The sequence below is a fragment of the Massilia sp. LXY-6 genome (assembly GCF_051233485.1).
In the GTDB taxonomy this organism is placed as follows: Bacteria; Pseudomonadota; Gammaproteobacteria; order Burkholderiales; family Burkholderiaceae_D; genus Telluria.
This window is the reverse complement of sequence record NZ_JBKFGF010000035.1, coordinates 24,668-47,706: the sequence shown is the minus strand read 5'-3', so window position 1 is coordinate 47,706 and position 23,039 is coordinate 24,668. Positions and strand designations below refer to the sequence as shown.

Below are 23,039 nucleotides of genomic sequence, written 5' to 3'. Positions count from 1 at the left end.
AACGAACAGGAGACACCACATGAAAGCAAGCCGTGCCACGACGCAGGTGCTGTTACTACTCTGCGTGATGTACCTGATTACCTATGTCGACCGAGTCAACGTCAGTACCGCCGCGGCCAGCTTCGGCAAGGAGTTCGGTCTCAGCAAGACCCAGCTGGGCCTCGTGTTTTCCGCCTTCGCCTATCCCTACCTGGTGTTCCAGATCATCGGCGGCTGGCTGGGCGATAAGTTCGGCGCCCGCAAGACCCTGACCATCTGCGCGCTGGTCTGGGCCGCGGCCACCATCCTCAGCGGCCTGGCGACCGGCCTGGTGTCCCTGTTCCTGGCCCGCATGCTGCTGGGCCTGGGCGAGGGCGCCACCTTCCCGACCGCGACCCGCGCCATGGCAAGCTGGTTCTCGGCCGAGAAGCGCGGCTTTGCGCAGGGCATCACGCACGCCTGCGCGCGCCTCGGCAACGCGGTCACCCCGCCGCTGGTCGTCGCCCTGATGGCAGCCACCAGCTGGCGCGGCTCTTTCATCATCCTGGGCTGCATCAGCCTGGGCTGGGTGCTGTGGTGGGCGATCAGCTTCCGCGACAACCCGTCCGACCATCCGCGCATCACCCAGGACGAACTGGCCGCACTGCCCGAGTACAAGCAGTACAAGGACCGCCCGAAGGTTCCGTGGATGCCGCTGTTCAAGCGCATGATGCCGGTGACCATCACCTACTTCTGCTACGGCTGGATCCTGTGGCTGTTCCTGAGCTGGATTCCGCAGTACTTCCTGCACAACTACCAGCTCGACCTGAAGAAGTCCGCCATCTTCTCGGCCGGCGTGTTCTTCGCCGGCGTGATCGGCGATGCGCTGGGCGGCATCGTCTCCGACCATCTGCTGAAAAAGACCGGCAACCTGAACACCGCACGCCGCAACATCGTCGTGATCTGCATGCTGCTGACCCTGGCCTCGCTGGTGCCGCTGATGTTCGTGCATGACCTGGCGATCTCGGCGATCTGCCTGAGCCTCGGCTTCTTCTTCATCGAGTTCACCATCGGCCCGATGTGGGCGATCCCGATGGACATCGCGCCGAAGTTCTCCGGCACCGCCAGCGGCATGATGAACACCGGCTCGGCGCTGGCGGCGATCATCAGCCCGCTCTTCGGCGGCTGGCTGATCGACAAGACCGGCAACTGGGATACGCCCTTCATCTTCTCGATGGCGCTGATGGTGGTGGGTTCGATCACCGCGTTCGCGATGAAGCCGCAGAACAAGTTCGACGAAACGGCCCACGCCGTCCTGAAGGGAGTGCAACCGGCCTGACCGGGCCGGCATGCGCCAGCGGAGCCGGCCCGGGTACGCGACCGGCCGGCTCCCGCATTCACCAATGCAAGAGATCGATACAGAGGAGTTCCATGAGTAACGGCCGTGTGCAGCTGACCGTCGAAAACGGCATCGCTGCCATCCTGATCGACCGCCCGGAGGCGCGCAACGCCATGACCTGGGCGATGTACGAAGAGCTGGGACGCATCTGCGAGGAGCTGGCTGGCCGCTCCGACGTGCGGGTCGCCACCTTCCGCGGCGCCGGCCTTGAAGCCTTCGTGGCCGGCACCGACATCGAGCAATTCAAGACCTTCGACAGCGGCGCCGACGGCATCGCCTACGAACAGACCATCGACCTGCGCATCGGCCAGATCGAGCGGCTGCCGATGCCGACCGTCGCCATCGTCGACGGCTGGGCCATCGGCGGGGGCTTGGCGATCAGCGCCGCCTGCGATTTCCGCATCGCCACGCCAACCGCCTCCTTCGGCGTGCCGATCGCGCGCACGCTGGGCAACTGCCTGTCGATGGCGAACACGGCCCGGGTCGTGGCCGCGTTCGGCGTGGCGCGCGCCAAGCGCATGCTGCTGCTGGCCGAACTACTCTCCGCCCAGGAAGCCCTGGAGTGCGGCTTCCTGACCGCGGTGGCGGACGCGGCGTCGATCGACGCCGCGGCGCGCGAGCTGTGCGCCAAGCTGTCGAAACTGGCCCCGGTGACGCAGCGGGTCTCGAAGGAAGCGATCCGGCGCATGGTCGCCGAAACCGTGCCGCAGGGCGACGACCTGGTCGCGGCCTGCTACGGCAGCCGCGATTTCAGGATCGGCGTGAGCGCCTTCCTCGACAAACAAAAACCCGCCTGGACCGGGTCCTGAACACGAATCCCATGACAAGCACACCCACCATACCCCATCCCGGCCCGCTGGCCGGCATGCGCGTCCTCGAACTGGCGCAGATCATGGCCGGCCCCACCTGCGGCATGATGCTCGCCGATATGGGCGCCGACGTCATCAAGGTCGAGAAGCTCCCCGGCGGCGACGATTCGCGCGCCTACCGCGAGCCGCGCGTGAACGGCGTGTCGGCGCCGTTCATGATCCTGAACCGCAACAAGCGCGGCATTGCGCTCAACCTGAAGCACGCGAAGGGACGCGAGGTCCTGCTGAACATGGTGAAGCGGGCCGACGTCCTGACCGAAAACTACCGCCGCGGCACACTGGAACGACTGGGCCTCGGCTACGAGACGCTCAGGCAGATCAATCCCGGCCTGATCTACTGTTCGGTGTCGGGCTATGGCCGCGACGGCCCGTATGCCGACAAGGGCGGCTTCGACCTGATCGCGCAAGGGTTTTCAGGCCTGATGTCGGTGACCGGCGAACCCGGACGCCCGCCGGCCAAGACCGGAAACTCGATCGCCGACATCAACGCCGGCATCCTGGCCGTGGTCGGCATCCTGGCCGCCTATGCGCACAAGCAGAAGACCGGCGAGGGACAGATCGTCGAAACCTCGCTGATGGAGGCGGCGCTGCAGCAGACCTACTGGCACGCGGCGATCTATTTCGCGACCGGCCAGTCGGCCGGGCCGACCGGCTCGGCCCACCTGCTGACGGCGCCCTACCAGGCCTTCCAGGCCAGCGACGGCTGGATCAACATCGGCGGCGCCAACCAGGCCAACTGGGAACGCATCGCCGACGTGCTGGGCCATCCCGAATGGCGCGACGACTCGCGCTTCCACGACAACGCCGCGCGCATGCGCAACCTGCAGGCCCTGACCGAGGCGATGGCCGAGGTCCTGAAGACCCGCACGCGCGACGAATGGATCGCCGCCTTCGACGCCGCCGGCGTACCGGTCGGTCCGGTGCACACGATCGGCGAAGCGCTGAGCCACCCGCAGGTAGAGGCGCGCGGCATGGTGGTCGAGGTCGAGCACCCGCAGGCAGGCCGCACCAAGTCGCTGGGCTGCCCGCTGCACTTCTCGGCGACGCCGACCAGCGTGCGCCGGCATGCGCCGATGCTGGGCGAGCATTCGCGCGAGCTGCTCAGGGAGTACGGCTACGACGATGAGCAGATCGACGCGCTGGCGGCGGACGGGGTGATCGAGGAAGCACGCATGGACTAGCGCCTGCGCCGAAAAAGCCCCGGGACCGGGGCTTTCCTTATTCCGCCGAGCCGGCCGGAGCCCCACGCTTCGCCTCGAATTTGGCGAATGCGTCGCGCACCGCCCCGGTCAGCTCTTCGTCGACCCAGGGCTTGGTCAGGAACTTGAAGATCGCCCCCCGGTTCACGGCATCCGTCACCGATTGAAGATCGGTATAGCCGGACAGCACCATGCGGACCGCGTTCGGATACATCTGCTTGACCCGCGACAGGAATTCGGTGCCGCTCATGCCGTGCATGCGTTGGTCGCAGAGGATGACCCCGACCTCGTTGGTGGCCAGGATTTCGAAGGCTTCGTCGGCGCTGCTTGCCACCAGCACCCGATAGCCGCTATGGCGCATCGTGCGCTTGATCGCCGCCAGCAGATGGACCTCGTCGTCCATGAACAGCAGCGTGCGCTGGTAAGGCTGTGGCCGCAGCTTCTCCAGCGCGAGCGATGTCTCCTCACGCAGCATGCGCTCGCACTCGGCGGGCGGCACCGGACGGCTGAACAGGTAGCCCTGGATCTCGTCGCAGCCATGCTGCGCGAGCAGCGCCAGCTGGCCCTCGGTTTCCACGCCTTCCGCAATGACCTCGAGCCGCAGCCCGTGCGCCATCGCGATCACCGCGCGCGAAATCGCCAGGTCGTCCGGATCGCTGGTCAGGTCGCGCACGAATGACTGGTCGAGCTTGAGCTTGTCGACCGGGAAGCGTTTCAGGTAATTCAGGTTCGAGTACCCTGTTCCGAAGTCGTCGATGGCAAGCAGCACCCCCATGTCCTTCAGCTTGCGCAGCGTCTCGAAGGTCTTCTGCGGATCGTCCATCGAGGCGCTTTCGGTCAGCTCCAGCTCGAGCAATCCAGGCTCGAGCCCGGTCTCCGCGAGAATCTGGCCGACCGTGTCGGCGATCCGTTCCGAGAACTGGCGCGCCGACAAATTGACCGACACCGGCACCGCGCGCAGGCCCTGGCGCTGCCAGGCGCAACTTTGCGCGCAGGCGAGCCGCAGCACCCTTTCGCCAATCGGCAGGATCAGCCCGGTCTCTTCGGCCAGGCCGATGAAACGCCCGGGAGGGATCAAACCCAACTCGGGGTGCTGCCAGCGCAGCAGCGCTTCGAAGCCGATAATGGCGCCGGTCGACAGGCTGACCTGGGGCTGGTAGTGCACGATCAGCTCGTCGCGATCGAGCGCCCGGCGCAATGCGCTTTCGATGCGGAAGCGCTCGACCATGCCCTCGTTGAGCTCGGGGCGGTAGAAGGCGTAGCGTTCGTCCTTGCTCACCATGGCGCGCTGCAGCGCCGCTTCGGCGCCCTGGACGATATTGTCGAAGTCATCGCCATCGTTCGGGAACAGCGCAACGCCGATACACGGATCGAGATGGACCTCTTCACCCTGGTAATCGAAGGGCCGGTCCATCATCTGCTGCACCTGGCGCACCAGCGTGCCGACTTCGCTTTCATTGGCGCGCAGCGCCGCGATCGCGAAGGTGCGCTCGCCGGTGCGGGCCACCGTGAGATCGCCCGCCGCCAGCTCGCCCAGGCGGGCGGCGACCCGGCGCAGCAGCGCCCGCTCGGCATCCAGCCCGAGACTCGCCTTGATCGCCTGCAGGCGCACCGCCTTCACCGACAGATAGCCGATCACCTGCTTGCCCTCGATCACCCTGGCCGTCATCTGGCGCACGCGGTCGCGCAACAGCACCTGGTTCGGCAGGCCCGTGCCCGGGTCGAAGTTGCTCAGGTAGCGCAGCCGCTCCTCGGTGCCGCGCAGCTCGGTCACGTCCAGCCCGGTCATGACCACATAAGCCACCTTGCCGTCGCCACCCCGCAGCCAAGTGGACACCCAGATCACCTTGCGCACGCTGCCGTCGTGCGCCAGCCATTCACCGCTCCGCTGGACGGGCGGCTTGCCGGGAGGCGGCGGCTCGAACAGGACCGGCCCGTTGTCCGCGCGGCGGAAGAATTCGCGGAAATCGTGGCCCAGCACTTCGTCCGCGCGCCAGCCCGAGCTCTTTTCGAAGGCCGGGTTGAACAGGCGGATGATGCCGTTGCCGTCGAACACGGCGACCAAGGCGCCGCTGGTATCGACCACGGTCGACAGCAGCGCACGCTCCGATTCCAGCGCCGCCGTGCGCTCGTGCACCAGGCTTTCCATATGGCCGTACAGGTGCGCACGCTCGATGGCGACCGCGATCTGGCTGCCGACCGTCTCGAGCACGTTGCGGTCGTCGCTGGCCGGCTGGCCATCCATGAGGCTCAGGCACATCATCCCGCGCGAACGTACCCCCGTCACCAGCGGTATGTGCAAGCCGGGCCGTCCATGGCAAGTGGACAGCCAGGCCCCCGCAGGCTGTTCCTCGCCCGCCGAGGCGCCGCAGCCGCAGGGCTCGACCGCCGCGCCCGAGGCGTCGCGCGCGGCCGTGAAGCCCGGCTTGCCATCATGGTCCAGCAGCGTGATCGCGGCCTTCTCCACGCCCGGCAAATCCAGGACGAGGTCCAGCGCGAGTTCCGCTACCGCCTGCTCCGAGAGCACGGGGTTGAGCGCTTCGGCGACCCGGTACAGGCCCTCCAGCGACTGGTACGAATGGGCGATCCGCTCCTGCTGGGCGCGCAGCTGTTCGGTCATCTGGATCGCTTCTTCGTAGGTCGAGATCAGCAGGTCGAAGATTTGCTGGCGTTCGGCGGTGATGAAGTGGGTCTGCCCCCCCAGGTTGACCTGCATCCCGAGCTGCACCCGCTCGTTGCAACGCAAGGCCCGGTTGGCGAGGATGAACCGGATACGGCCGAGCAGGTAATGGGCCTTGAACGGCTTGCGGATGAAATTGTCGGCCCCGCAATCGAGGCCCTTGATCACATCGTACAGGCTGCTCAGGGACGTCAGCAGGATCACCGGGATGTCGCGCAGCGCCTCATCGCGCTTGATTTCCTTGCACATCTCGAAGCCATCCATGTTCGGCATGGCGATATCGGTGACGATCAGCGTCGGCGGCAGGCGCCGCGCTTCGCGCAGCCCTTCCCTGCCGTCGCTGGCGATGCGGACGCGGAAGCCGCCTTGGGCCTCGAGCATCTCGGCCAGCTGGCGGGCCTGGGTGGCGCTGTCCTCCACCACCAGGATCTCGATCTCGCTCTCGTAATGTGGACGTGTGGTGGTCATTGCATGGCTGTCTTCATTGTTGGAATGGGTACGGAAGGCATGGATCGGCCGGCAGCCGCGCCAGGAGCTTGCCGATCTCGGACGGCTCGAGCACCAGCATCGCGGCATCGAGCCGCACGGCTTCGCCGGGCATGCCGTACACCACCGAGCTGGCGCGGTCCTGCGCGATCGTGAGCGCGCCCTGTTCGCGCAGCTGTTTCATTTCGACGGCCCCGTCCTTGCCCATGCCGGTCAACAGCACCGCGGCGGTGGCCGGGCGCAGTTCGGGATCGATGGCACGGAACAGATACGACACCGACGGACACATGCCATGTTCCGGCGGCGCCTCCAGCAGCCTGCAGGCCGGGCCGGGACCCAGCGCCGCCTGTCGCCCTTCCGGGACGAGGTAGGCACGGCCGCCCAGCAAGAGCCCGGCATCCCGGGCCAGCTCGACCGGGTAACCGCTGGCGCCGGCCAGCCAGTCGGCCATGCCGCGCGTGAAGCCGGGCGCAAGGTGCTGGACGATCACCAGCGGCAGCGGAAAGCCGGCCGGCAGTTCGGCCAGGATATCGCGCAGCACGGTCGGCCCGCCGGTCGAGGCGCCGATCGCCACCAGCCGCCACTGCGCGCCCTGGACGCGCGGCATGGGGCGGCGCGTATCGCCCCAGCGCCGCACCACCCGCACCTCGGCCATGGCCCTGACGGTGCGGACCAGCGCCCGCGCGCTCTCGGCGTGCGCGGGACTGCCGATGCCATGGGGGCGCCGCACCAGCACCAGCGCCCCGGCCTCGATCGCGCGGAAACTCGCGTCGACCTCCTTGCGGTCCTCGCTGCCGCTGACGACGACGATGCGTGTCGGGCACGATTGCATGATCTGGCGGATCGCCTCGTAGCCGTCCATGCGCGGCATCTGCAGGTCCATCGTGATGACGTCGGGCCTGAGTTCCTGCGCCAGCCGCAGCGCGTCCACGCCATTCGCGGCGCTACCCACCACCCGCAGGCCGGAAGCGGCGCCGAGGATATGCTCCAGCAATGCCCGCACCGAGCTCGAATCGTCCACCACCAGCACCCTGATCATCGGGCCTCCATCCCGCCGACCCGGCGCACCGTGGCCAGCAGGCGGTCCTGGTCGAAGCTGCCCTTCGTGAAGTAGGCGTCGGCGCCGGCGCGCAGGCCGGCCTCGCGCTGCTCCGGGGTCTGGAGCGAGGTAACCAGGATGACCGGCAGCTCGGCGGTAGCCGGATTGGCGCGGATGCCGGCCGTCAGCGCCAGCCCGTCCATGCCGGGCATCTCGACGTCGCTCACCACCACGTCGTAGCGCGCGCCGCGCAGCCTGGACAGCGCGTCGAGCCCGTCGACGGCGGTGTCGACGCTCCACCCGGCGCCTTCCAGCAGATGCTTGAGCAGCAAGCGCGAGGTGACCGAGTCTTCGACCACCAGTACCCGCTTCACGCGCTTCGCCACCGCTTCGCCGGCTGGCAGGGCGCGCAGGCTGCCGAAACCGTGGCTGGCGATGTCCTCGAGGGCGATCACCGGCGCCAGGGTGCCGTCGCCGAGCTGCGCCGCGCCGCTGAACCAGCGCACCCGCCGCAGCATGGGGCCGAGGCGCTTGGGCAGGACGTCCTGCTCGGCAACGATGGCGCCGGCCAGCATGCCGAAGGCCTGGTCGCCGACGCGCGCCACGATCACCACCTCGGGTTCGGCGGCCTGCCCCGGCCGGGCCGTGCCGAACAGCGCGCCGAGCCGCACCAGCGGCAGGACCCGGTGCCCGACCCGCAGAGTCTCGATGCCCTCGACCGTGCGAATCTCCGCCTGCGCCGCGCTGCGCACCGATTCCAGGCCCGACAGCGGCACGGCATAGGGCGCGCCGCCGACCTCCACGACCAGCGCGCGCAGGCTCGCGACGCCGACCGGCAACAGCAGTTCGAAACAGGCTCCCGCGCCCGATGCGGTCCGGACCAGCACCTGGCCGCCGGCCGCGGCCACCTTCTCGGCCACGATCGCCAGCCCCATGCCGCGCCCGGAAACCGGCGTGACCTCGGAACGGGTCGACACCCCGGCGCGCAGTGCAAGCTGCAGCTTTTGCGCATCGCTCATCTGCGACAGGCCGGCTTCGTCCAGCCCCAGGCGTCGAACGGCCGCCTGCGCGACCGCATCGATGTCGATTCCCGCGCCATCGTCGCTGACCCGCAGCGCCACCGTGCGCGCATCGTGCTGCGTCACGGCGATCTCGATGCGCCCGACGCGATCCTTGCCCGCCGCAGCGCGCAGCGCGGGCGGCTCGATACCATGGTCGACGGCGTTGCTGACGAGGTGGATCAGCGCCTCGCGGACCACGCCCAGCACGCGGCGGTCGATCGAGACGCCGGCCCCGCGTGTCTCGATCCGAACCTGCTTTTCGTGGCCGCGCGCCAGCTTGCGCACCAGCGCCGGCAATTCGTCCAGCGCCATGGCCGACGGCACCAGGGCGGTTTCCAGCGCGGCGTCGAACAGGCGTGCGCGCACGGCATGCAATTCCTTGCCGGTGCGTTCCAGTCCGGCAGCCAGGCGGTCGCAGGCCAGCTCGAAGCAGCTGCTGTCATCCCGGTCCGCGCCGGCGTCCGTGTCGCGCCGGCCCGCGGCCATCGCGGCTGCGAGCGCGCGCAGTTCCTCGACGTGATGGCGCAGCTTCAACTCGACCGGCAGCAAGGCCTCGGTCTGCGCACGGATCGCATCGATGCTGCGGCCGTCGACGCGGATGCGCTCTCCCGCGCCATCGCCCCCGCCCGGTTCCGCGCCGGGTTCCGCATCTTCGCGCAGCGCGCCCTGCGCCGGTTCGGCCTGGTCGGCCGGGTCGGCAAGCGCCGCCGCTTGCGCCGGCAACCGCGGCGCGGCCATGAAGCTGGCGCCCGGCCTGGGCGATAGCTGCTGCGTGACGGCGTCGAGCTTCCCGGCCAGCACGGTGGCCCGCTTGCGGCTGCGCAGGCCAGGCGCATCGACCACCTCGCGCGCCGCGCCGGCGGCCAGGTGCATGCCGTCGAACTGTTCGGCGGAGGCCGGCACACCGGTTTCGCGCATGGCCACCAGCACGCTTTCGAACGCATGACACAGCTGTTCGAGCTCGCGCTCGTCGACCGCGCGCGCCGCCCCTTTCAGCGTGTGCAGCGCCTTCAGGGCCTGCTCGATCGCCGGGACACGCTGCGGCTGGTCCGCCTGTTCGAGCGCAAGCAGGGCGGCCTCGATATGCGCCAGGTGCTCGCGCGCCTCCTCGCTGAAGATCGCTCGCAGCCGCTGATGGAACTGCTGGTCGGTCATTGCCTGTTCAAAGCTGGAAGCGATCGACGACCTGGCGCAGCGACTGCCCCAGGGCGTGCAGATTCCGCGCCGACGCTTCCGTCTGGCGCGAGCCGGCCGCGTTTTCCGTACTCGCCTGCTGGATGTTTTCCATGGCCAGCGCTACCTGGTCCATGCCGGCTTGCTGCTGCTGGCTCGAGACAGCGATCTGCACCGCCGCCTGCGCGGCGTCGGCAATATTGTCCGCCAGTTCGTGGATGGCTTGCCTGGCCTGGGTCGCCTGGTCCACGCCCTGGGCCACGGTCTTGGCGCCCTGTTCGGTGATCATTACCGCCGCACTGACGCTCTTCTGGATGTCGCCGAGGATCTCGCGCACCTGGCGCGTGGCCTGGCGCGACTGTTCCGCCAGGCTCTTGACTTCCTGCGCCACCACGGCGAAGCCCTTGCCGTGCTCGCCCGCCTTGGCGGCTTCGATCGCCGCGTTCACCGCCAACAGGTTCGACTGCTCGGCCAGGCCGGCGACACTCGACGTGATTTCGCCGATGGCATGGCTGCGCTCGCTCAGACGGACGACCGTGCCGGCGATCGCTTCCATTTTTTCCTGGATGGTCCGCATGCCCTGCATGCTGTCCTCGAGCGCCCGGCGTCCCGCCGACGCGATGCGGGCCGCCTCCTGTGCGGACTCCGACACCGCGCGCGACTTCTCGCTCGACAGCATCGAGGTCTGCTTGACCTCTTCCACGGTGGCGGTGGTCTCGCTCACGGCAGCCGCGGTCTCGGCGGAGCTGGCGGCCCCCTGCGCGGTACTGGCGAGGATTTCGCCCGCGGCGCCGGTCAGCGTGGCCACCCCGCGGCTGGTTTCCGCCGCCAGCGTGCGCCATGCCTGCACCATGTCGCCGAGCGCCCGCAGCAGCTGGCCGACTTCGTCCCTGCTCCGGCTCGCGGGCACTTCCACGCGCAGGTCGCCGGTCGCGATCTGCACGGCCACCGCGGTCGCCTGGCGCAATGGCGCGGCAATGGCACGGTTCAACCAGAACGCCATGCCGCAGGCCAGCAGCACGGCCGCCAGGTTGAGCGCCACCAGCCTGGTCACGGCGCGGTCGACCAGCACGACACCGTCCTGCATGCGCCGCAGCGCCTGGCCCATCTGCTGCTTGCCGATCTGTTCGGCAACCGACTTGAACAGATCGAACCTGCCCTGGAGCCGCCCGGTGGCGGCCGCCATGGCGGCCGCATGCTGGCCCGCCTTGAACAGGCCGAGCACCTCGTTATCGCGCACCGCGCTGTAATCATGGTGTGCGGCGACCAGGCGCGTGAAATCGGCGGCAAACTCCTGGTCGACGTTCTTGAGGGTGGCCAGCTCGCCGAGCAGTGACTGCACCAGGTCTTTCTCGGCATCGACCTGGCGGCTGAAGCCTGCCTGCGCGGCACCGGTGGCGATCAACTGCGACAGCAGGGCCACCCGCTCGCGGTTGATGGCGTTGCGCAGCTCGCTCAGCTTGAGCGTGATCGCCACGTCATCGTTGAACAGGCGTTGTTGCGAAACCCGCTGTGCGGCCAGGCCCTGGTAGGACAGGATACTGGTCAATGCCATCGTCGCAACCAGCAGCCCGAAGCCGAACGTCAGCTTCGCGCGGGTGGATAGATCGGCAAACATGCGCATTACATTCTCCTGTTTCAGCGGTCGACATTCACGACCAGGGTGGAATCGGTCAGCAGGCGGCGCGCGTCGAGCAGCGCGGTGCGGTCGGGGGCGACGCCCAGCAGGTAACTTTTATCGAGGTCGGCCAGCATCGGCAGGCAGTGGCCGAGGCCGTCCCGCGCGAAGCGGCAGGCACCGTCGACCGCCTCGGCCAGCACGGCAAAGCGCTGGTCCTCGCCGCGCAGGACGATCAATGCGGCAGGGTCGGCCAGCTCGGACAGCGGCAATGCAAGCAGCACACGCAGGTCGAGCACGGCCAGGACCTCGCCCTCGGCCATGGTGATGCCGGCGTAGAAGTCCGGCAGGCCCGGGACTGCGGTCAGCGGCAGCAGCGGCAGCACGCGCGCGACCCAGGCCGCTTCGAACGCATAGCGCTCGCCGCCGCACTGGAATGCCAGCACCTCGATGCCGTCGTCCGGCCGCGCCGCCGTGGGGACGGCGGTGCCGGCCAGAACCGCGGCGCGCTCCCTCAGGAGGCGCTCCTGCGCCGCCGGGTCCTCAGTGCCGAGCGCGGCCAGCGAGGCGGCGCTCGCTTCGAGCCGGCGCAACACCTCTTCCCATGCGAAGCCTGTCATTGGATGCGTCCCAGCCACTGGTCGACCGCGTCGCTCAGCTCGGCGTCGGCGCCGGCAGCCAGCCGGCGGCTGTCATGCAACAGGCGCATGGCGAGCTCACGCCTGCCCTCGGCGTCCTCGATCAGCGCGGACAGGTAATGGCCGATCGCACTGTCGGGATCCAGGTAGAGCAAGCGCCGGACGCCCTGGCGCGCCATCTGCCGGTCGCCGTATTCGAGCGCGAACAGCGCTGCGCTCTGCTGCAAGGGCGCCGACAGCGGGTGTGCCTCGACCGCCCGGCGCAGGCATTGCAGCGCATCCTCGCGGGCACCGGCGCCGGCCAGTGTGCGCACGCGCGCCATCACCTCCTCCTGCGCCTGCGCCTGCCCCTGCGCCTGCGGGGCATGCTCCTGTGCCGGTAGCGGCGCCGGCAGCACCGGCGCAGCGCGCTTGCGCCCGGCCGCACAGGCGGCGGGCAGGCGCGCGCCGCGGGCGGCTGCAACGGATGGACCGGCGCCGGCCGCCGTTCCTGCGTTCTTGCGGAAGAAGACCGCCTCGCCGTAGCGCACCGGAGTAAAGCCCGGGAACAATTCCGGCGACGCCTCGCTCGCGTTCACCACCAGCCAGCCACCATCGACCAGGCTATCGCGCAGCCGCGCAGTGACCTGCATGATCTGCGCCCGTCCGAAATACATCAGGACATTCCGGCAGAAGATGACATCCATCGCCTGCGTCTGCGTCGCCGCGGACGGATAGGCGCCGGAAGCGAGATTCAAGCGGGCAAAGCGGATCTGCTCGCGCAGCGACGCGTCGATCTCGTAGCGCCCGTCGTGACGCAGCCGGAAAAACGCCGCCAGGTCGGCCGGATCGGTCCGGCGGAACGACCAGCGCCGGTAGGCCCCGGCGCGCGCCACATCGAGGAATGCGTCATTCAGGTCGGTGGCGAGGATCGACACCCTGTCGGGCGCCAGCTGGGGGACCCGCCGGCGCAGCGCCATCGCGATCGAATACGGTTCCTCGGCGGTGCAGCAGCCCGCGCTCCAGACCCGCAGCGGCCGGGCCAGGTCTTGCACGATGCGCGCGCGCGCATGGTCGCAGACCAGGTCGAGCGCGCGCGGCTCGCGGAAAAAATAGGTTTCGCCAATGGTGAAGAACCGCGCGCAAAGCACGCTGCGCGTCTCGGTCCAGCGGCCTTCCAGCAGCCAGGCCGCGCATTCCTGCGGACTCGGGTAACCGAGCGCCGCCGCCATCTTGACCAGGGCAGTGTGGAACTGCCTGCGCTTCGCGCCGGAAAAGTCGAGGCCGATCTCCGCCGCGATCCGCCGCGCTGCCTGGTCCAGCCAGGCAGCGGCCGGCATCGGATGTTCACTCCAGCGCATGGGATGCTCCCTCCAGTGCCTGCGCCAGCCGTTCCCGCTCATGCCCGAACAGGAAGCGCGCCGGCTCGATCACGAAGCAAAGGCCGCCAGGCAACTGCAGGGCGCCGCCGACGAATTCGGCGGCGCCGGCCGCGCCCGGCCATCCGCCGGCAACGCACGGGGCCATGCTCGGGCCAATGATGCTGTCGACCACCAGCGCACAGCGGAACCCGCCCAGGTCGACGATGAGGAATTGCTGCGTGGGGTTGATCACGGTCGGGCCGCACCCGGCGCGGCGCGCGAAATCGAGCACGGTCACGGTATCGCCGGCGACCTTGAGGACCCCGAGCACGATCTCGATTGCCCCCGGCAAGGGGCTGGGCCGGGCGCTGAGCACGGCGCGCCGCACGCACGACAGCGGCACCGCAAACCGCTGCTCCTGGCAGACAAACACCAGCACCGGCATGTCGTCGTGCAAGGCCGACCCGGCGTCATCCGGCGGCAATGCAGAGCTCGTCGCCTGGGGCGCGCGAATGGAAGGATTCATGGCAGTGGCTCTGTAAGCCTGCAGGTCGTTGACCAACAGTATCCGTTGTGTGTACGCCGAATCGTATCCAAGCTTAGGGCCGCCGTCACAGCCCGGTGTCGTCTGTATTTATCCGGCGCCGCCCGACGACATCCATACGATTGCGTCAGCAACTACTTGAAATCACGCGATTTTTTAACGGCGCTGAGTCGATAGGCGAGGCCATGCGTCATGAATAAGCCCGCTTCCTGTCGCGAATTGAACGACGTAGGCGTCGAAAAAATGTTGTTTCTCATCAACAATTGATGCGCCACGTCTTCAAGTTTCCAGCTTGCTCAACTTGCCCAGGCAACGGCGCTGGAAGCTGTCGAGACCTTCGGCAACGAGAGGGTCGTCCTCGGTCAACATGGCGCCGTCGAGCAACAGGCGCAGCTTGGCGATGCGGTCGCCCTGGCTCAGCGCCAGCGCAAGGCTGGACTCGCCTGGCTGGCTCGCCTGTGCGATGGCGTTTGCGACATCCTGCGGGAACTCCCAATGCTTCGCGATCTCGGCCGAGAGCTGGCGGCTGGCGGCGAGCAGGCTGATACCGAACTCGCCCGACACAGGCACGTTCCCGTTCTGGCAAACGCGGTCCGCCAGCCGGAACGCGACGACCAGGCCCACGTTCTGCATCAGGCCGGCCAGGTAGGACTCGAACACGCCGGCAGTCAGGCCAGGCGCCATCAGGCTGGCTGCCAGCGCGCATTTTTCGGACTGCCCCCAGATCTGCGGCACGACGCGCCGCGAAAACCCATCGGACTGCATCTTGATGATGGGCCGGAAGCCAATGCGCGCCAGCAGCATGCGCAAACCGTTTTGTCCGAGCATCATGATGGCGGCCTCGACGGTTTTTACCGTACTCATGGGCCGATAGTAGGCACTGTTGGCCTCGCGGATGACTTCCGCCGCCAGCACCACATCCTGGGCAACCAGGCGCGACAGTTCGGCGGCGGACGCGTCCTCGTCGGACAGGCTGCGCAAGACCTGCGGGATCACCTCGGGCACGCGCGGCACCAGGCCGGCCGCATCGCCGGGACGGCCGGTCAGGACCTGGACCTCGTCGAGAATCCGGGACTCCAGCTCGGCGGGCGCGTTGAATCCCGCGGATCCGGTCAGCCAATGGTAGTAGGCCGTGTCGATCTCCTTGCTGATCCCTTGCGAGCGCTGCGCCTGGTCCTCCCCGCCCCCATCCGGACCGGAATCATCGGACGTGTTGGCACCGCTTTCGGTGCCGCCCATTAAACGAGAAATCCATTTCTTCATGCGATCCTACTTTCTGGCATACAACAGTTGGTGATCAGGGCAGGCGGAGTTCGCGGCGCACGGCAAGGATCGTGCCGCGCCCCGGCCGGCCGCGGATCTGCAGGCTGGCGTGGATGCCGGCTGCCCGTTCGCGCATCCCGGCGATACCGATCGCGGTCGGCGCGTCGGCGACACCGCGGGGCAGCCCCACGCCGTTGTCGCACACGCGCAGCACCAGGTTGCGGCCGCGTACCGCGAGCTGCACCTGAATGTCGGTAGCGCCGGCGTGGCGAAGCACGTTCGTCAGGGCCTCCTGGCATATGCGAAACAGTTCAGCGGCCACGAGGCACGTCGGCTCGACATACCCGGCTTCGGCATGCCGCACGCTACAGCGCAGTGCGAAGCGGCGCTGGAATTCGCCGGCCTGCCAACGCAATGCCGCGACCAGCCCGCCGGCCCCGAGGTCGGGCGGACGCAGAAGCAGCGACAGGTCCTGTACCGATGCGATCGCCTGTTCGATGCTCGACAAGGCCGCGCGCAGCTCCCGCAGCAGCTCTTCACGGGACGGGAGCTCCTTGCCCTCGCCCGCGCGCCGTTCGAGCAGGCGGATGTCGATGTTCGCGGCGGTCAGCAGTTGCCCGAGGCGGTCATGGACTTCGCGTGCCAGCAGCCGGCGCTCCTCGGTGCGCAGCTGCTCGCACGCGCCCCATGTGGCGGCGCGCTGCGCCTGCGCCATGCGCACGTGCGCCTGGATGCGTTCGACAAGCTCCCCGGCATCGATGGAGGGTGCGAGGATATCGTTCGCGCCGGCCCGCAGGGCAAGGGTGGGCGCCGCCGCATCGGCGCGCGCCGACAGCATGAGCACCGGCACCGCGTCGAACGCCCGGTCGCGGCGAATCGAGCGCAGCAGTTCGAAGCCTTCCGCGTCCGCCAGCGCTTCGCCCAGCACCAGGACATCGGGCCGGATCGACCGCGCCAGCGCCATGCCCTGCAGCGCCGTCGACGCAGCATGAAACCCGACGCCGCGCCGGCGCAGGCGTCGCCCCAGCCCGCCGTGCCGCGATGCGTCGGCATCGATCAGCAAGACCTTCGGCGCTGGCTGCTTCGCCGGCATTTGTTCGAACGAAAAGTCTGTCATCGCAGCTTAGTACAGGCGGATGTTTCCATGCTCATCCCAGTCCACGCGGGTCATCCCCGGCTCTTCCACCTCGAGCTCTTCCAGCTCGATCTGGTGCGAAGGAGGATGCTGTCGCCCGGCCCGCAGGTCGGGCATCTGCGCCGCGGGCTGCTCCAGCCTCGCCCGCACCCGGCTGTCCCTGCGGACGAATGCTTCCCGCACCGTCGCGATCAGCTCCTCCTGTTGCCAGGGCTTGGCCAGATAGCGAAACACTTCAGCCCGGTTGACGGCGGCGATGATATCGCCAAACGCGGTGGTCGCGCTGACGACGATACGGACCGCATCCGGCTGCAATCCCTTCATCAGCTGAAGCACGTCGGCACCGTTGAGGCCGGGCATGCGATAGTCCGAGATGACGACATCGAAGTCTTGCACGCCGGCACGTAGCACCGCGTTTTCCGGTTCATCGAAGGTTTCGATCTCGATGGCCTCGTCGGGGAAAGCCGCGCGCAAGGTGCGCCGCAGGGCATTCAATACGGCGATCTCGTCGTCAAGAATCAGAATGCGGCGCATCCGTTCCTCCCGACTTGATGAAGAGTTGCAGTTCGACACCCGACCTGCGCTCGAATTCGGCAAGCTGTTTCAGCATTCTTTCACCCAGCACATGGTCTGCCGACAGCAGCAACGCGCCTTCCGTGGAAAGCAGGTCGCGGCTGAGCACCATGCCCGGCATGAGCTGCCCCACCCCCATCGCGACTTCCGCTATTTCGTCGCCCATGCTGCGCCCTGTCCGGATATCGTAGAACGCCTCCACGACGCCGGGATCGTAGCGCTTGCCCCTGCTTTCGACGACGAGATCGGTCGCCCGTTTGGCGTCCATCTGCTGCTGAACCAGCAAGCCCTGCTGCAATGCTTCGAAGTCGCGGGCCACCGCCAGCACCCGCGCGCCGAGTGGAATGTCGAAGCCGGCGCTGCCGTCAGGGAAGCCGGAGCCGTCGAAGCGTTCGCGGTGCGAGCGAACGATGCGTGCAGCTTCGCGCAATTCCTCGAGCGGCATCAGCAATTGCTCGCCAAGCTGGGGATATTTGCGGTATCGCCCCACGTTATCTCCTTTCAACAAGGACTCGGGCATGCCGAGCAAGTCGTCGGGAAGCCCGGTCTTGCCGATTTCATGGAGCAAGCCTGCCACGAACACATCCTGTACCTCGCGTGACGACAAGCCCATCCGCTGAGCAATCCGGCGCGCGAGGTCGGCGACCCGCCGCCCATGTCCTGCCATCACGCCGCCGCGCATTTCGGTCAGGCTCGACAGCATTTTGATCAAGGTAAGGAAATTCGCCTTCAGCCGCTCGTGCGACGCCTGCAAGGACTGCTGGGCGGAGTCCAGTTCCGCAGTCCGCTCACGCACGCGTCGCTCCAGCGTGGCGTTGAGTTCGCGCAGCGCCTCGTTCTGTTCCCTGGTCAGCGCCTCCAGCCGGCGCTTCTCGCGCTCCAGCGCCTGGCGCTCCAGCGCGTCGCGGATCACCAGCAGCATGGCGTTTTCATCCCACGGCTTGGTGATGTAGCGGTAGATCTCGCCACGGTTGATCGCACCGATGGTCGACTCGACATCCGCGTGTCCGGTCAGCAGCAGGCGCAGCGTGGCGGGCCAACGCTGCCTCACGCACTCGAGGAACTCGGTCCCATTGATCTCTGGCATTTGCATGTCGGAGATCACGATGTCGACCCGCTCCTGCTCCAGTACCGCCACCCCTGCCGCGGCGCCGCCGGCGCACAACACCCGGTAGTTCTCCTTGCGGAAAAGGCGGCGCAAGGCCGCCAGGATATTCGGCTCATCGTCGACGCACAGGATGGTGGCGGCGGGGGCGTCCGGCCTCATGGCGGCGCACACGCTCATTCGTGCACCTCGGACTGGTCCCTTTCCTCGTCATGCTTGATCGGCAATTCGATCCGGAACACGGTGCCGACTCCGGGCTCGCTCTGCACCTCGATCCGGCCATGGTGTTTTTGTATGATGCCGTAAGATAAGGACAGACCCAGGCCCGTGCCGCTGCCGATCGCCTTGGTCGTGAAGAAGGGGTCGAAGATGCGCGACAGGATCGTCTTGGGGATGCCGTTCCCGTTATCGCCAATCTCGATCCACACGTGGCCTTCGCCGGTCCCGGTCCTGATCGTGATCCGCCCACGCGGCCCGCTGATCGCCTGGGCGCCGTTCACGACGATGTTCATGATCACCTGGTTGATCTGGGACGGCAGGCATTCGACCTCGGGAATGTCGCCGTATTCCTTGACGATATCGGCCTTGTACTTGACCTCGTTGTTCACGATGTTCAAGGTCGAGTCGATCCCATGATGGAGGTTGGCCCACTGCCAGTCCTGGTGCGCGTCGACGCGCGAGAAGTCCTTGAGGTCCTGCACGATCTTGCGCACCCGTTCGATGCCTTCGCGCGACTCGCTCATCAGGACCGGAACGTCATCCATCAGGAAATCGAGGTCGACCTGCTGGCGCAAGGCCGCGATCTGCTCGACCATCTGCGGGTTCGCGATGAACTGCTCGGCCTTCTCGTACTGGGCAAGTACCCGCAGCAGGTCGGCGAGGTAGGTCTGCAAGGTCCCGAAGTTCGAAAACACGAAGCTGATCGGGTTGTTGATCTCGTGCGCCACCCCCGCCGCGAGTTGGCCGATGGACGCCAGCTTTTCCGACTGGAGCAACTGCTCCTGCGCCCGGGAAAGCTTTTCGTTCAGCTCGGTCAGTTCCTGGTTGCGGCGCAATAACTCCGCCTCGACCGACTCCCGGCAGGTCGAGGTCGCGCCACTGCGTGCCGTTTCTACATTGTCTTTCATATTCCTAGGCCACCATTAAAAGTCGACATGCTTCCTCGAACTGCCCTTCGGTCTCGCGGCAGACTGTCCGCAACTGCTCCGGCGTGAGGCGAAGACTGTCCCAGGTCGCATCGAGCAGGCGCGGCACGGCGGCATGGTCGCCACCGCCCAGGTCGAGTGCGTGCACCATCGCATTCGCCGCATGGACCACGCCGGGCAAGTTGCCCAGATCGTTCGTGGCCGGCGCGTGGTGCTTGCCGATCGCACGCTGGATCAGGGGCGGAAACTTCCAGGCTTCCGCCAGCATCTGGCCGGCGAGCTGGTGGTCCACGCCAAGCACGCGCAACTCGGCCTCGCTCATGCTCGTGTCGTTGCGCTCGGCGTAGTCGACGGCCTGCGCATACTCAACGGGAAAATTGGACGCCAGCACGAGCCGGCCGATGTCGTGCAGCAGGCCGGCAATGAAGGCATAGTCCTGGTCGACCTTGGCATGGCGTGCCAGGCTTTTCGCACACAGCGCGGCCGCGATCGAATGGCGCCAGAAGACGGCCACGTCGATCTGCTGGCAATTGCTGTTGCCGAAAGTCTCGATGACGCTGCTGGCGACCGCCAGCGCACGCGCACTGTCGAAACCGAGCACGACGATGGCCTGCTTGACCGTCTTGACCTTCGCCGCCAGGCCATAAAACGACGAGTTCGCCAGGCGCAGCGTCTTGGCAGCCAGCGCCTGGTCCCTCGACATTTTCTCCGCCAGTGTCGTCACGTCGACATCCGCGCGTTCGAAGGAAGCGATCAGGTCGAGGACGATCGAAGGCAAGCTCGGCAGATCCCGGATCCCTTTCACTACTTGGGCAATATCGACCATGATCAGGACAGCTCCGCCAGGCGATAGTCCTCGACCACCTGGCGCAGCAGCAAATTCGCCGCTCCGGCACCGGCATGACGGCACAGGTACGCGAGCCGTTGCTGTACCCGTCCGCGCTCGGCGGCAAGCTGTTCCGGCGTGATCGTGTCGTCGACGATCGCCACGGCTTCGACGCCACGCCGCAGCAGGGACTTGATCATCGTCGCGGACAGCGCGGTCAGCTTTGGCAGGAGGACGTTGCCGGCCCGGTCCCGCAGATCCTCGTACAGGCACATGCCCTCCTCGGCCTCCTCGGTTGGAACGATGCGAAATTGTTTCATGGGTCTAGTGCTCCGCGGTATCGAGTTCCCGTCCTGTGACAGCGATCAGCCAGCCGCGCGAATGGCTCCCATTGCCCATCGGGCGCAGTTCGGCGGGGAATCGCTTGTCACCAAGACGGTGTTCAAATGAAAATCCTGTACCTTCCGGCAATTCAGCGGGAAGACCGGGAAATAGTTGACGGACGTCGCAACCCAGCACCGGTCCGTGGCCCGAGAAGAGGTCCAGCGCGGCGCGGTTTGCCAGCACGATGGTGCCGATGTCATCGCTCGCCAGCACGGGTACCGGCACGTTGCTGAGCGCTTCGTGCACGATGTCCAGGCTGATCTCGCCACGTTCGATCTCGTTGCGCTGCTGCGCCAGCACCGACTCGAGCTGGTGATTCACCGCCGCGAGCTGCTGGTTGGCAGTGCGCACCTGCAGGGTCAGCAAACGGTTCTCGTTCGCCATCGCGCCATACAGGAAAGCCTCCTGGATATGTCCGCGCAACTGCTCGTCATCCCATGGCTTGGTCAGGAACTTGTAGATTGCCCCGGCGTTGACGGCATCGGTGACCGTTTGCAGCTCCGTAAAACCGGACAGGACGATGCGCACCGTGTCCGGATACAGTTGCCGGACGTTACGCAAGAAGTCGACCCCGGTCATCTCCGGCATGCGCTGGTCCGACACGATGACGTCGACGGCGTTTTCGGCAAGCACCTTGAGTCCTTCGCTCCCGCTGTTCGCGGTCAGGATCCGGTAGCCCTCGTTGCGCAGCAGGCGCCGGAGCGACGACAGGATGCTCGGCTCGTCGTCCACCAGGAGCAGCGTGGGCCGGGTCCGGTTAAAGCGCAGCAAATGCGGCGCCAAGCCGACACCGGCACGCAGGAACTCGGTCATGGCGTCTGCGGGTACCGGTCCGGAAACGTAGTAACCCTGCACCTCGTCGCACATGTTACGCGACAGGAAATCGCACTGGGCTTCGCGTTCGACCGCTTCGGCCACGACGCGCATCCCCAGGCTGTGTCCCATCGTGATGATGGCGTCCACGATCGCCGACGCGTCTTCCGCCTCCGGTACGCGCTGCAGGAACGAGCGGTCGATCTTGAGGACGTCGATCGGCAGGCGCTGCAGGTTGGCCAGGCTGGAATAGCCGCTGCCGAAATCGTCGAGGCACAGCTGGACCCCACGTTTTCTCAACGCGAACAGGCTCTCGACCGCGTGGTCCAGGTTTTCCATCAACAGGCTTTCGGTCAGCTCGAGAACCAGGCAGCTGGCGGGCAGTCCCGTGTCGGACAAGGCCTTGACGATGGAACTCTCCAGATTTCGCATCGAGAACTGGCGTGCCGACAGATTGACCGCGACCCGCAGGGAGCTGAAGCCTATTTCGCGCCAGCGGACGGCCTGGGTACATGCCGTGCGCAACACCCAGTCACCCAGCTCGCCGATCAGGCCACACTCGTCCGCCACGCTGATCAAGGTTGCCGGCGGCACCTTTTCGCCATCCTTCATCCAGCGCACCAAGGCCTCCACGGTGCACGGCTTGCCGGTCACCAGGTCGAGCTGGGGTTGGTAGTGGACCTGCAGCTCCCCCCGCGCCATGGCCTCGCGCAAGGCAAAGCCGAGACGCAACCGCTCGAGTTCGGCGCCGTCCGGCGCGGTATCGTCCCAGCGCAGCATGCCGGCGCCCGCTTCCCTGGCGCGTGCCAGTGCGCGATCGGCGGCGAGCAACAGGCTGTCGGCCGTCTGCCCGCTCAAGGGGAAGGTCGCACCGCCGACACAGCAGGTCACATACACCGCATGTCCTTCATGGTCGAAGGGTTCCGCCACGGCCTCGATCACGTCCTGGATCCGCTTCGCCGCGTCGGCCTCCTGCTCCCCTTCGAACATCAGCAGGAACTTGTCACCGCTTTCGCGCGCGAGCGTCGCCTCGGGCCCGGCCACGTGCTGAATGCGAAGCGCCACCTCGCGCAGGATGCTTTCGCCGCACTCGCGGCCGAGCAAGGCATTCACGCGCTTGAACATGTCGAGGTCGAATGCCGCAAGCTGCAGCAAGCCCTGGGCACGCGCGGCCCGCTGCAAGGCATGCGCGAGCCGGTCACGGAACAAGGCGTAGTTCGGCAACCTGGTCAGACTGTCGTGGGTGAGACTGAACTGGAGTTCACGCTGCGAAATCGTCTCCAGTGTCACATCGCTGCCTTGAATCAAGAGGCCGGCGATGCCTTCTCCATCGCCGGACGGAACCGGCTCGATGACAAAGTCCACATAGCGAAGTTGCGATCCGCCGTCGGCACCCGGCACCAGCACCGCGCGTGCGCGCTCGACACGCCTTTCCCCGCGCGCGAGCACATCGGCGATCAGCCCCGTCACCCCCTGTCCCGCCATTCCCGGCAGGGCGACATGGAGAGGCAGGCCGATCAGGTGTTCGCGGCCCACCAGGCGCTTGTACGCATCGTTTGCATGGGCAAACACCAGGTCCGGACCGGCAAGGAAGGCGACGAAGCCGGGTGCGTGCTCGAACCATTCCAGCGCCACATGCGCTTCGGGGCAAGCGGAGATGGTGAATGCACCCGCTTCACCCGGTCCTGGGGCAGAATGGTCCGGAAACCCTGTAGCGTGTGGTTTGACTGCTTTCATGAGATGGTGCCTGAAAAATTCGACAGGCTCTTGGGGAAATCGAGCGGATATCTC

The 23,039-nt window shown here is 67.1% G+C and carries 18 protein-coding genes; 3 read left to right on the top strand and 15 right to left on the bottom strand.

What is annotated here, in order from left to right:
* The first annotated feature begins 19 nt into the window (after positions 1–19).
* From ACI48D_RS16195 to ACI48D_RS16185, 3 genes are all read left to right on the top strand, one after another.
* Positions 20–1,297, top strand: a complete 1,278-nt coding sequence (locus ACI48D_RS16195; RefSeq protein WP_435572266.1) for an MFS transporter — start codon at positions 20–22, stop codon at positions 1,295–1,297.
* A gap of 92 nt (positions 1,298–1,389) precedes the next feature.
* Positions 1,390–2,166, top strand: a complete 777-nt coding sequence (locus ACI48D_RS16190; protein ID WP_435572265.1) for an enoyl-CoA hydratase/isomerase family protein — start codon at positions 1,390–1,392, stop codon at positions 2,164–2,166.
* An 11-nt stretch (positions 2,167–2,177) separates the two neighbouring features.
* Complete coding sequence (locus tag ACI48D_RS16185; RefSeq protein ID WP_435572264.1) at positions 2,178–3,407, top strand: CaiB/BaiF CoA transferase family protein; 1,230 nt, start codon at positions 2,178–2,180, stop codon at positions 3,405–3,407.
* Between the two features lie 37 nt (positions 3,408–3,444).
* On the opposite strand, the gene ACI48D_RS16180 is transcribed toward ACI48D_RS16185, so the two are convergent.
* The 15 genes from ACI48D_RS16180 to ACI48D_RS16110 form a co-directional block, all read right to left on the bottom strand.
* Positions 3,445–6,573, bottom strand: a complete 3,129-nt coding sequence (locus ACI48D_RS16180; RefSeq protein WP_435572263.1) for an EAL domain-containing protein — start codon at positions 6,571–6,573, stop codon at positions 3,445–3,447.
* Positions 6,574–6,586: 13 nt separating this feature from the next.
* On the bottom strand, positions 6,587–7,630 hold the full coding sequence (gene cheB, locus ACI48D_RS16175) for a chemotaxis-specific protein-glutamate methyltransferase CheB (protein WP_435572262.1): 1,044 nt from the start codon (positions 7,628–7,630) through the stop codon (positions 6,587–6,589).
* Positions 7,627–9,846, bottom strand: coding sequence for a hybrid sensor histidine kinase/response regulator (locus ACI48D_RS16170; RefSeq protein ID WP_435572261.1), 2,220 nt, complete (start codon positions 9,844–9,846; stop codon positions 7,627–7,629). Before ACI48D_RS16170 ends, cheB begins: the two co-directional genes overlap by 4 nt.
* Before the next feature lie 7 nt (positions 9,847–9,853).
* On the bottom strand, positions 9,854–11,488 hold the full coding sequence (locus ACI48D_RS16165; RefSeq protein ID WP_435572260.1) for a methyl-accepting chemotaxis protein: 1,635 nt from the start codon (positions 11,486–11,488) through the stop codon (positions 9,854–9,856).
* Between the two features lie 14 nt (positions 11,489–11,502).
* Positions 11,503–12,102: a chemotaxis protein CheW gene (locus tag ACI48D_RS16160; RefSeq protein ID WP_435572259.1), complete on the bottom strand. Its 600-nt coding sequence runs from the start codon at positions 12,100–12,102 to the stop codon at positions 11,503–11,505.
* The gene (locus ACI48D_RS16155; RefSeq protein WP_435572258.1) at positions 12,099–13,460 is read right to left on the bottom strand and encodes a CheR family methyltransferase; all 1,362 of its coding nucleotides are present in this window, start codon (positions 13,458–13,460) and stop codon (positions 12,099–12,101) included. Before ACI48D_RS16155 ends, ACI48D_RS16160 begins: the two co-directional genes overlap by 4 nt.
* Entirely contained in the window at positions 13,447–13,986 is a 540-nt protein-coding gene (locus ACI48D_RS16150; protein WP_435572257.1) for a chemotaxis protein CheW, read from the bottom strand. The genes ACI48D_RS16155 and ACI48D_RS16150 overlap by 14 nt, the downstream gene beginning before the upstream one ends.
* A 297-nt stretch (positions 13,987–14,283) precedes the next feature.
* Positions 14,284–15,267, bottom strand: a complete 984-nt coding sequence (locus ACI48D_RS16145) for an HDOD domain-containing protein (protein WP_435572256.1) — start codon at positions 15,265–15,267, stop codon at positions 14,284–14,286.
* A 34-nt stretch (positions 15,268–15,301) separates the two neighbouring features.
* The gene (locus ACI48D_RS16140; protein ID WP_435572255.1) at positions 15,302–16,384 is read right to left on the bottom strand and encodes an ATP-binding response regulator; all 1,083 of its coding nucleotides are present in this window, start codon (positions 16,382–16,384) and stop codon (positions 15,302–15,304) included.
* Between the two features lie 6 nt (positions 16,385–16,390).
* A complete protein-coding gene (locus tag ACI48D_RS16135; RefSeq protein WP_435572254.1) occupies positions 16,391–16,936 on the bottom strand; it encodes a response regulator in 546 nt (181 codons plus the stop codon).
* Positions 16,914–18,260, bottom strand: a complete 1,347-nt coding sequence (locus ACI48D_RS16130; protein ID WP_435572253.1) for an HD domain-containing phosphohydrolase — start codon at positions 18,258–18,260, stop codon at positions 16,914–16,916. Before ACI48D_RS16130 ends, ACI48D_RS16135 begins: the two co-directional genes overlap by 23 nt.
* A complete protein-coding gene (locus tag ACI48D_RS16125) occupies positions 18,257–19,207 on the bottom strand; it encodes an ATP-binding protein (RefSeq protein WP_435572252.1) in 951 nt (316 codons plus the stop codon). Before ACI48D_RS16125 ends, ACI48D_RS16130 begins: the two co-directional genes overlap by 4 nt.
* 4 nt (positions 19,208–19,211) lie before the next feature.
* Positions 19,212–20,051, bottom strand: a complete 840-nt coding sequence (locus ACI48D_RS16120; RefSeq protein WP_435572251.1) for an HDOD domain-containing protein — start codon at positions 20,049–20,051, stop codon at positions 19,212–19,214.
* A gap of 2 nt (positions 20,052–20,053) precedes the next feature.
* Positions 20,054–20,371 (bottom strand): hypothetical protein, encoded by a 318-nt coding sequence (locus tag ACI48D_RS16115; RefSeq protein WP_435572250.1) that lies wholly within the window; start codon positions 20,369–20,371, stop codon positions 20,054–20,056.
* Between the two features lie 4 nt (positions 20,372–20,375).
* Positions 20,376–22,985, bottom strand: a complete 2,610-nt coding sequence (locus ACI48D_RS16110; protein ID WP_435572249.1) for an EAL domain-containing protein — start codon at positions 22,983–22,985, stop codon at positions 20,376–20,378.
* Between the last annotated feature and the right edge of the window lie 54 nt (positions 22,986–23,039).

Coding starts and splice junctions, on each gene's coding strand:
- ACI48D_RS16185 (WP_435572264.1), top strand. CDS start 2,178: ATGACAAGCACACCCACCATACCCCATCCCGGCCCGCTGGCCGGCATG.
- ACI48D_RS16130 (WP_435572253.1), bottom strand. CDS start 18,260: ATGAGCGTGTGCGCCGCCATGAGGCCGGACGCCCCCGCCGCCACCATC.
- ACI48D_RS16135 (WP_435572254.1), bottom strand. CDS start 16,936: ATGCGCCGCATTCTGATTCTTGACGACGAGATCGCCGTATTGAATGCC.
- cheB (WP_435572262.1), bottom strand. CDS start 7,630: ATGATCAGGGTGCTGGTGGTGGACGATTCGAGCTCGGTGCGGGCATTG.
- ACI48D_RS16155 (WP_435572258.1), bottom strand. CDS start 13,460: ATGCGCTGGAGTGAACATCCGATGCCGGCCGCTGCCTGGCTGGACCAG.
- ACI48D_RS16170 (WP_435572261.1), bottom strand. CDS start 9,846: ATGACCGACCAGCAGTTCCATCAGCGGCTGCGAGCGATCTTCAGCGAG.
- ACI48D_RS16190 (WP_435572265.1), top strand. CDS start 1,390: ATGAGTAACGGCCGTGTGCAGCTGACCGTCGAAAACGGCATCGCTGCC.
- ACI48D_RS16125 (WP_435572252.1), bottom strand. CDS start 19,207: ATGAAAGACAATGTAGAAACGGCACGCAGTGGCGCGACCTCGACCTGC.
- ACI48D_RS16140 (WP_435572255.1), bottom strand. CDS start 16,384: ATGACAGACTTTTCGTTCGAACAAATGCCGGCGAAGCAGCCAGCGCCG.
- ACI48D_RS16145 (WP_435572256.1), bottom strand. CDS start 15,267: ATGAAGAAATGGATTTCTCGTTTAATGGGCGGCACCGAAAGCGGTGCC.
- ACI48D_RS16160 (WP_435572259.1), bottom strand. CDS start 12,102: ATGACAGGCTTCGCATGGGAAGAGGTGTTGCGCCGGCTCGAAGCGAGC.
- ACI48D_RS16150 (WP_435572257.1), bottom strand. CDS start 13,986: ATGAATCCTTCCATTCGCGCGCCCCAGGCGACGAGCTCTGCATTGCCG.
- ACI48D_RS16115 (WP_435572250.1), bottom strand. CDS start 20,371: ATGAAACAATTTCGCATCGTTCCAACCGAGGAGGCCGAGGAGGGCATG.
- ACI48D_RS16195 (WP_435572266.1), top strand. CDS start 20: ATGAAAGCAAGCCGTGCCACGACGCAGGTGCTGTTACTACTCTGCGTG.
- ACI48D_RS16110 (WP_435572249.1), bottom strand. CDS start 22,985: ATGAAAGCAGTCAAACCACACGCTACAGGGTTTCCGGACCATTCTGCC.
- ACI48D_RS16180 (WP_435572263.1), bottom strand. CDS start 6,573: ATGACCACCACACGTCCACATTACGAGAGCGAGATCGAGATCCTGGTG.
- ACI48D_RS16120 (WP_435572251.1), bottom strand. CDS start 20,051: ATGGTCGATATTGCCCAAGTAGTGAAAGGGATCCGGGATCTGCCGAGC.
- ACI48D_RS16165 (WP_435572260.1), bottom strand. CDS start 11,488: ATGCGCATGTTTGCCGATCTATCCACCCGCGCGAAGCTGACGTTCGGC.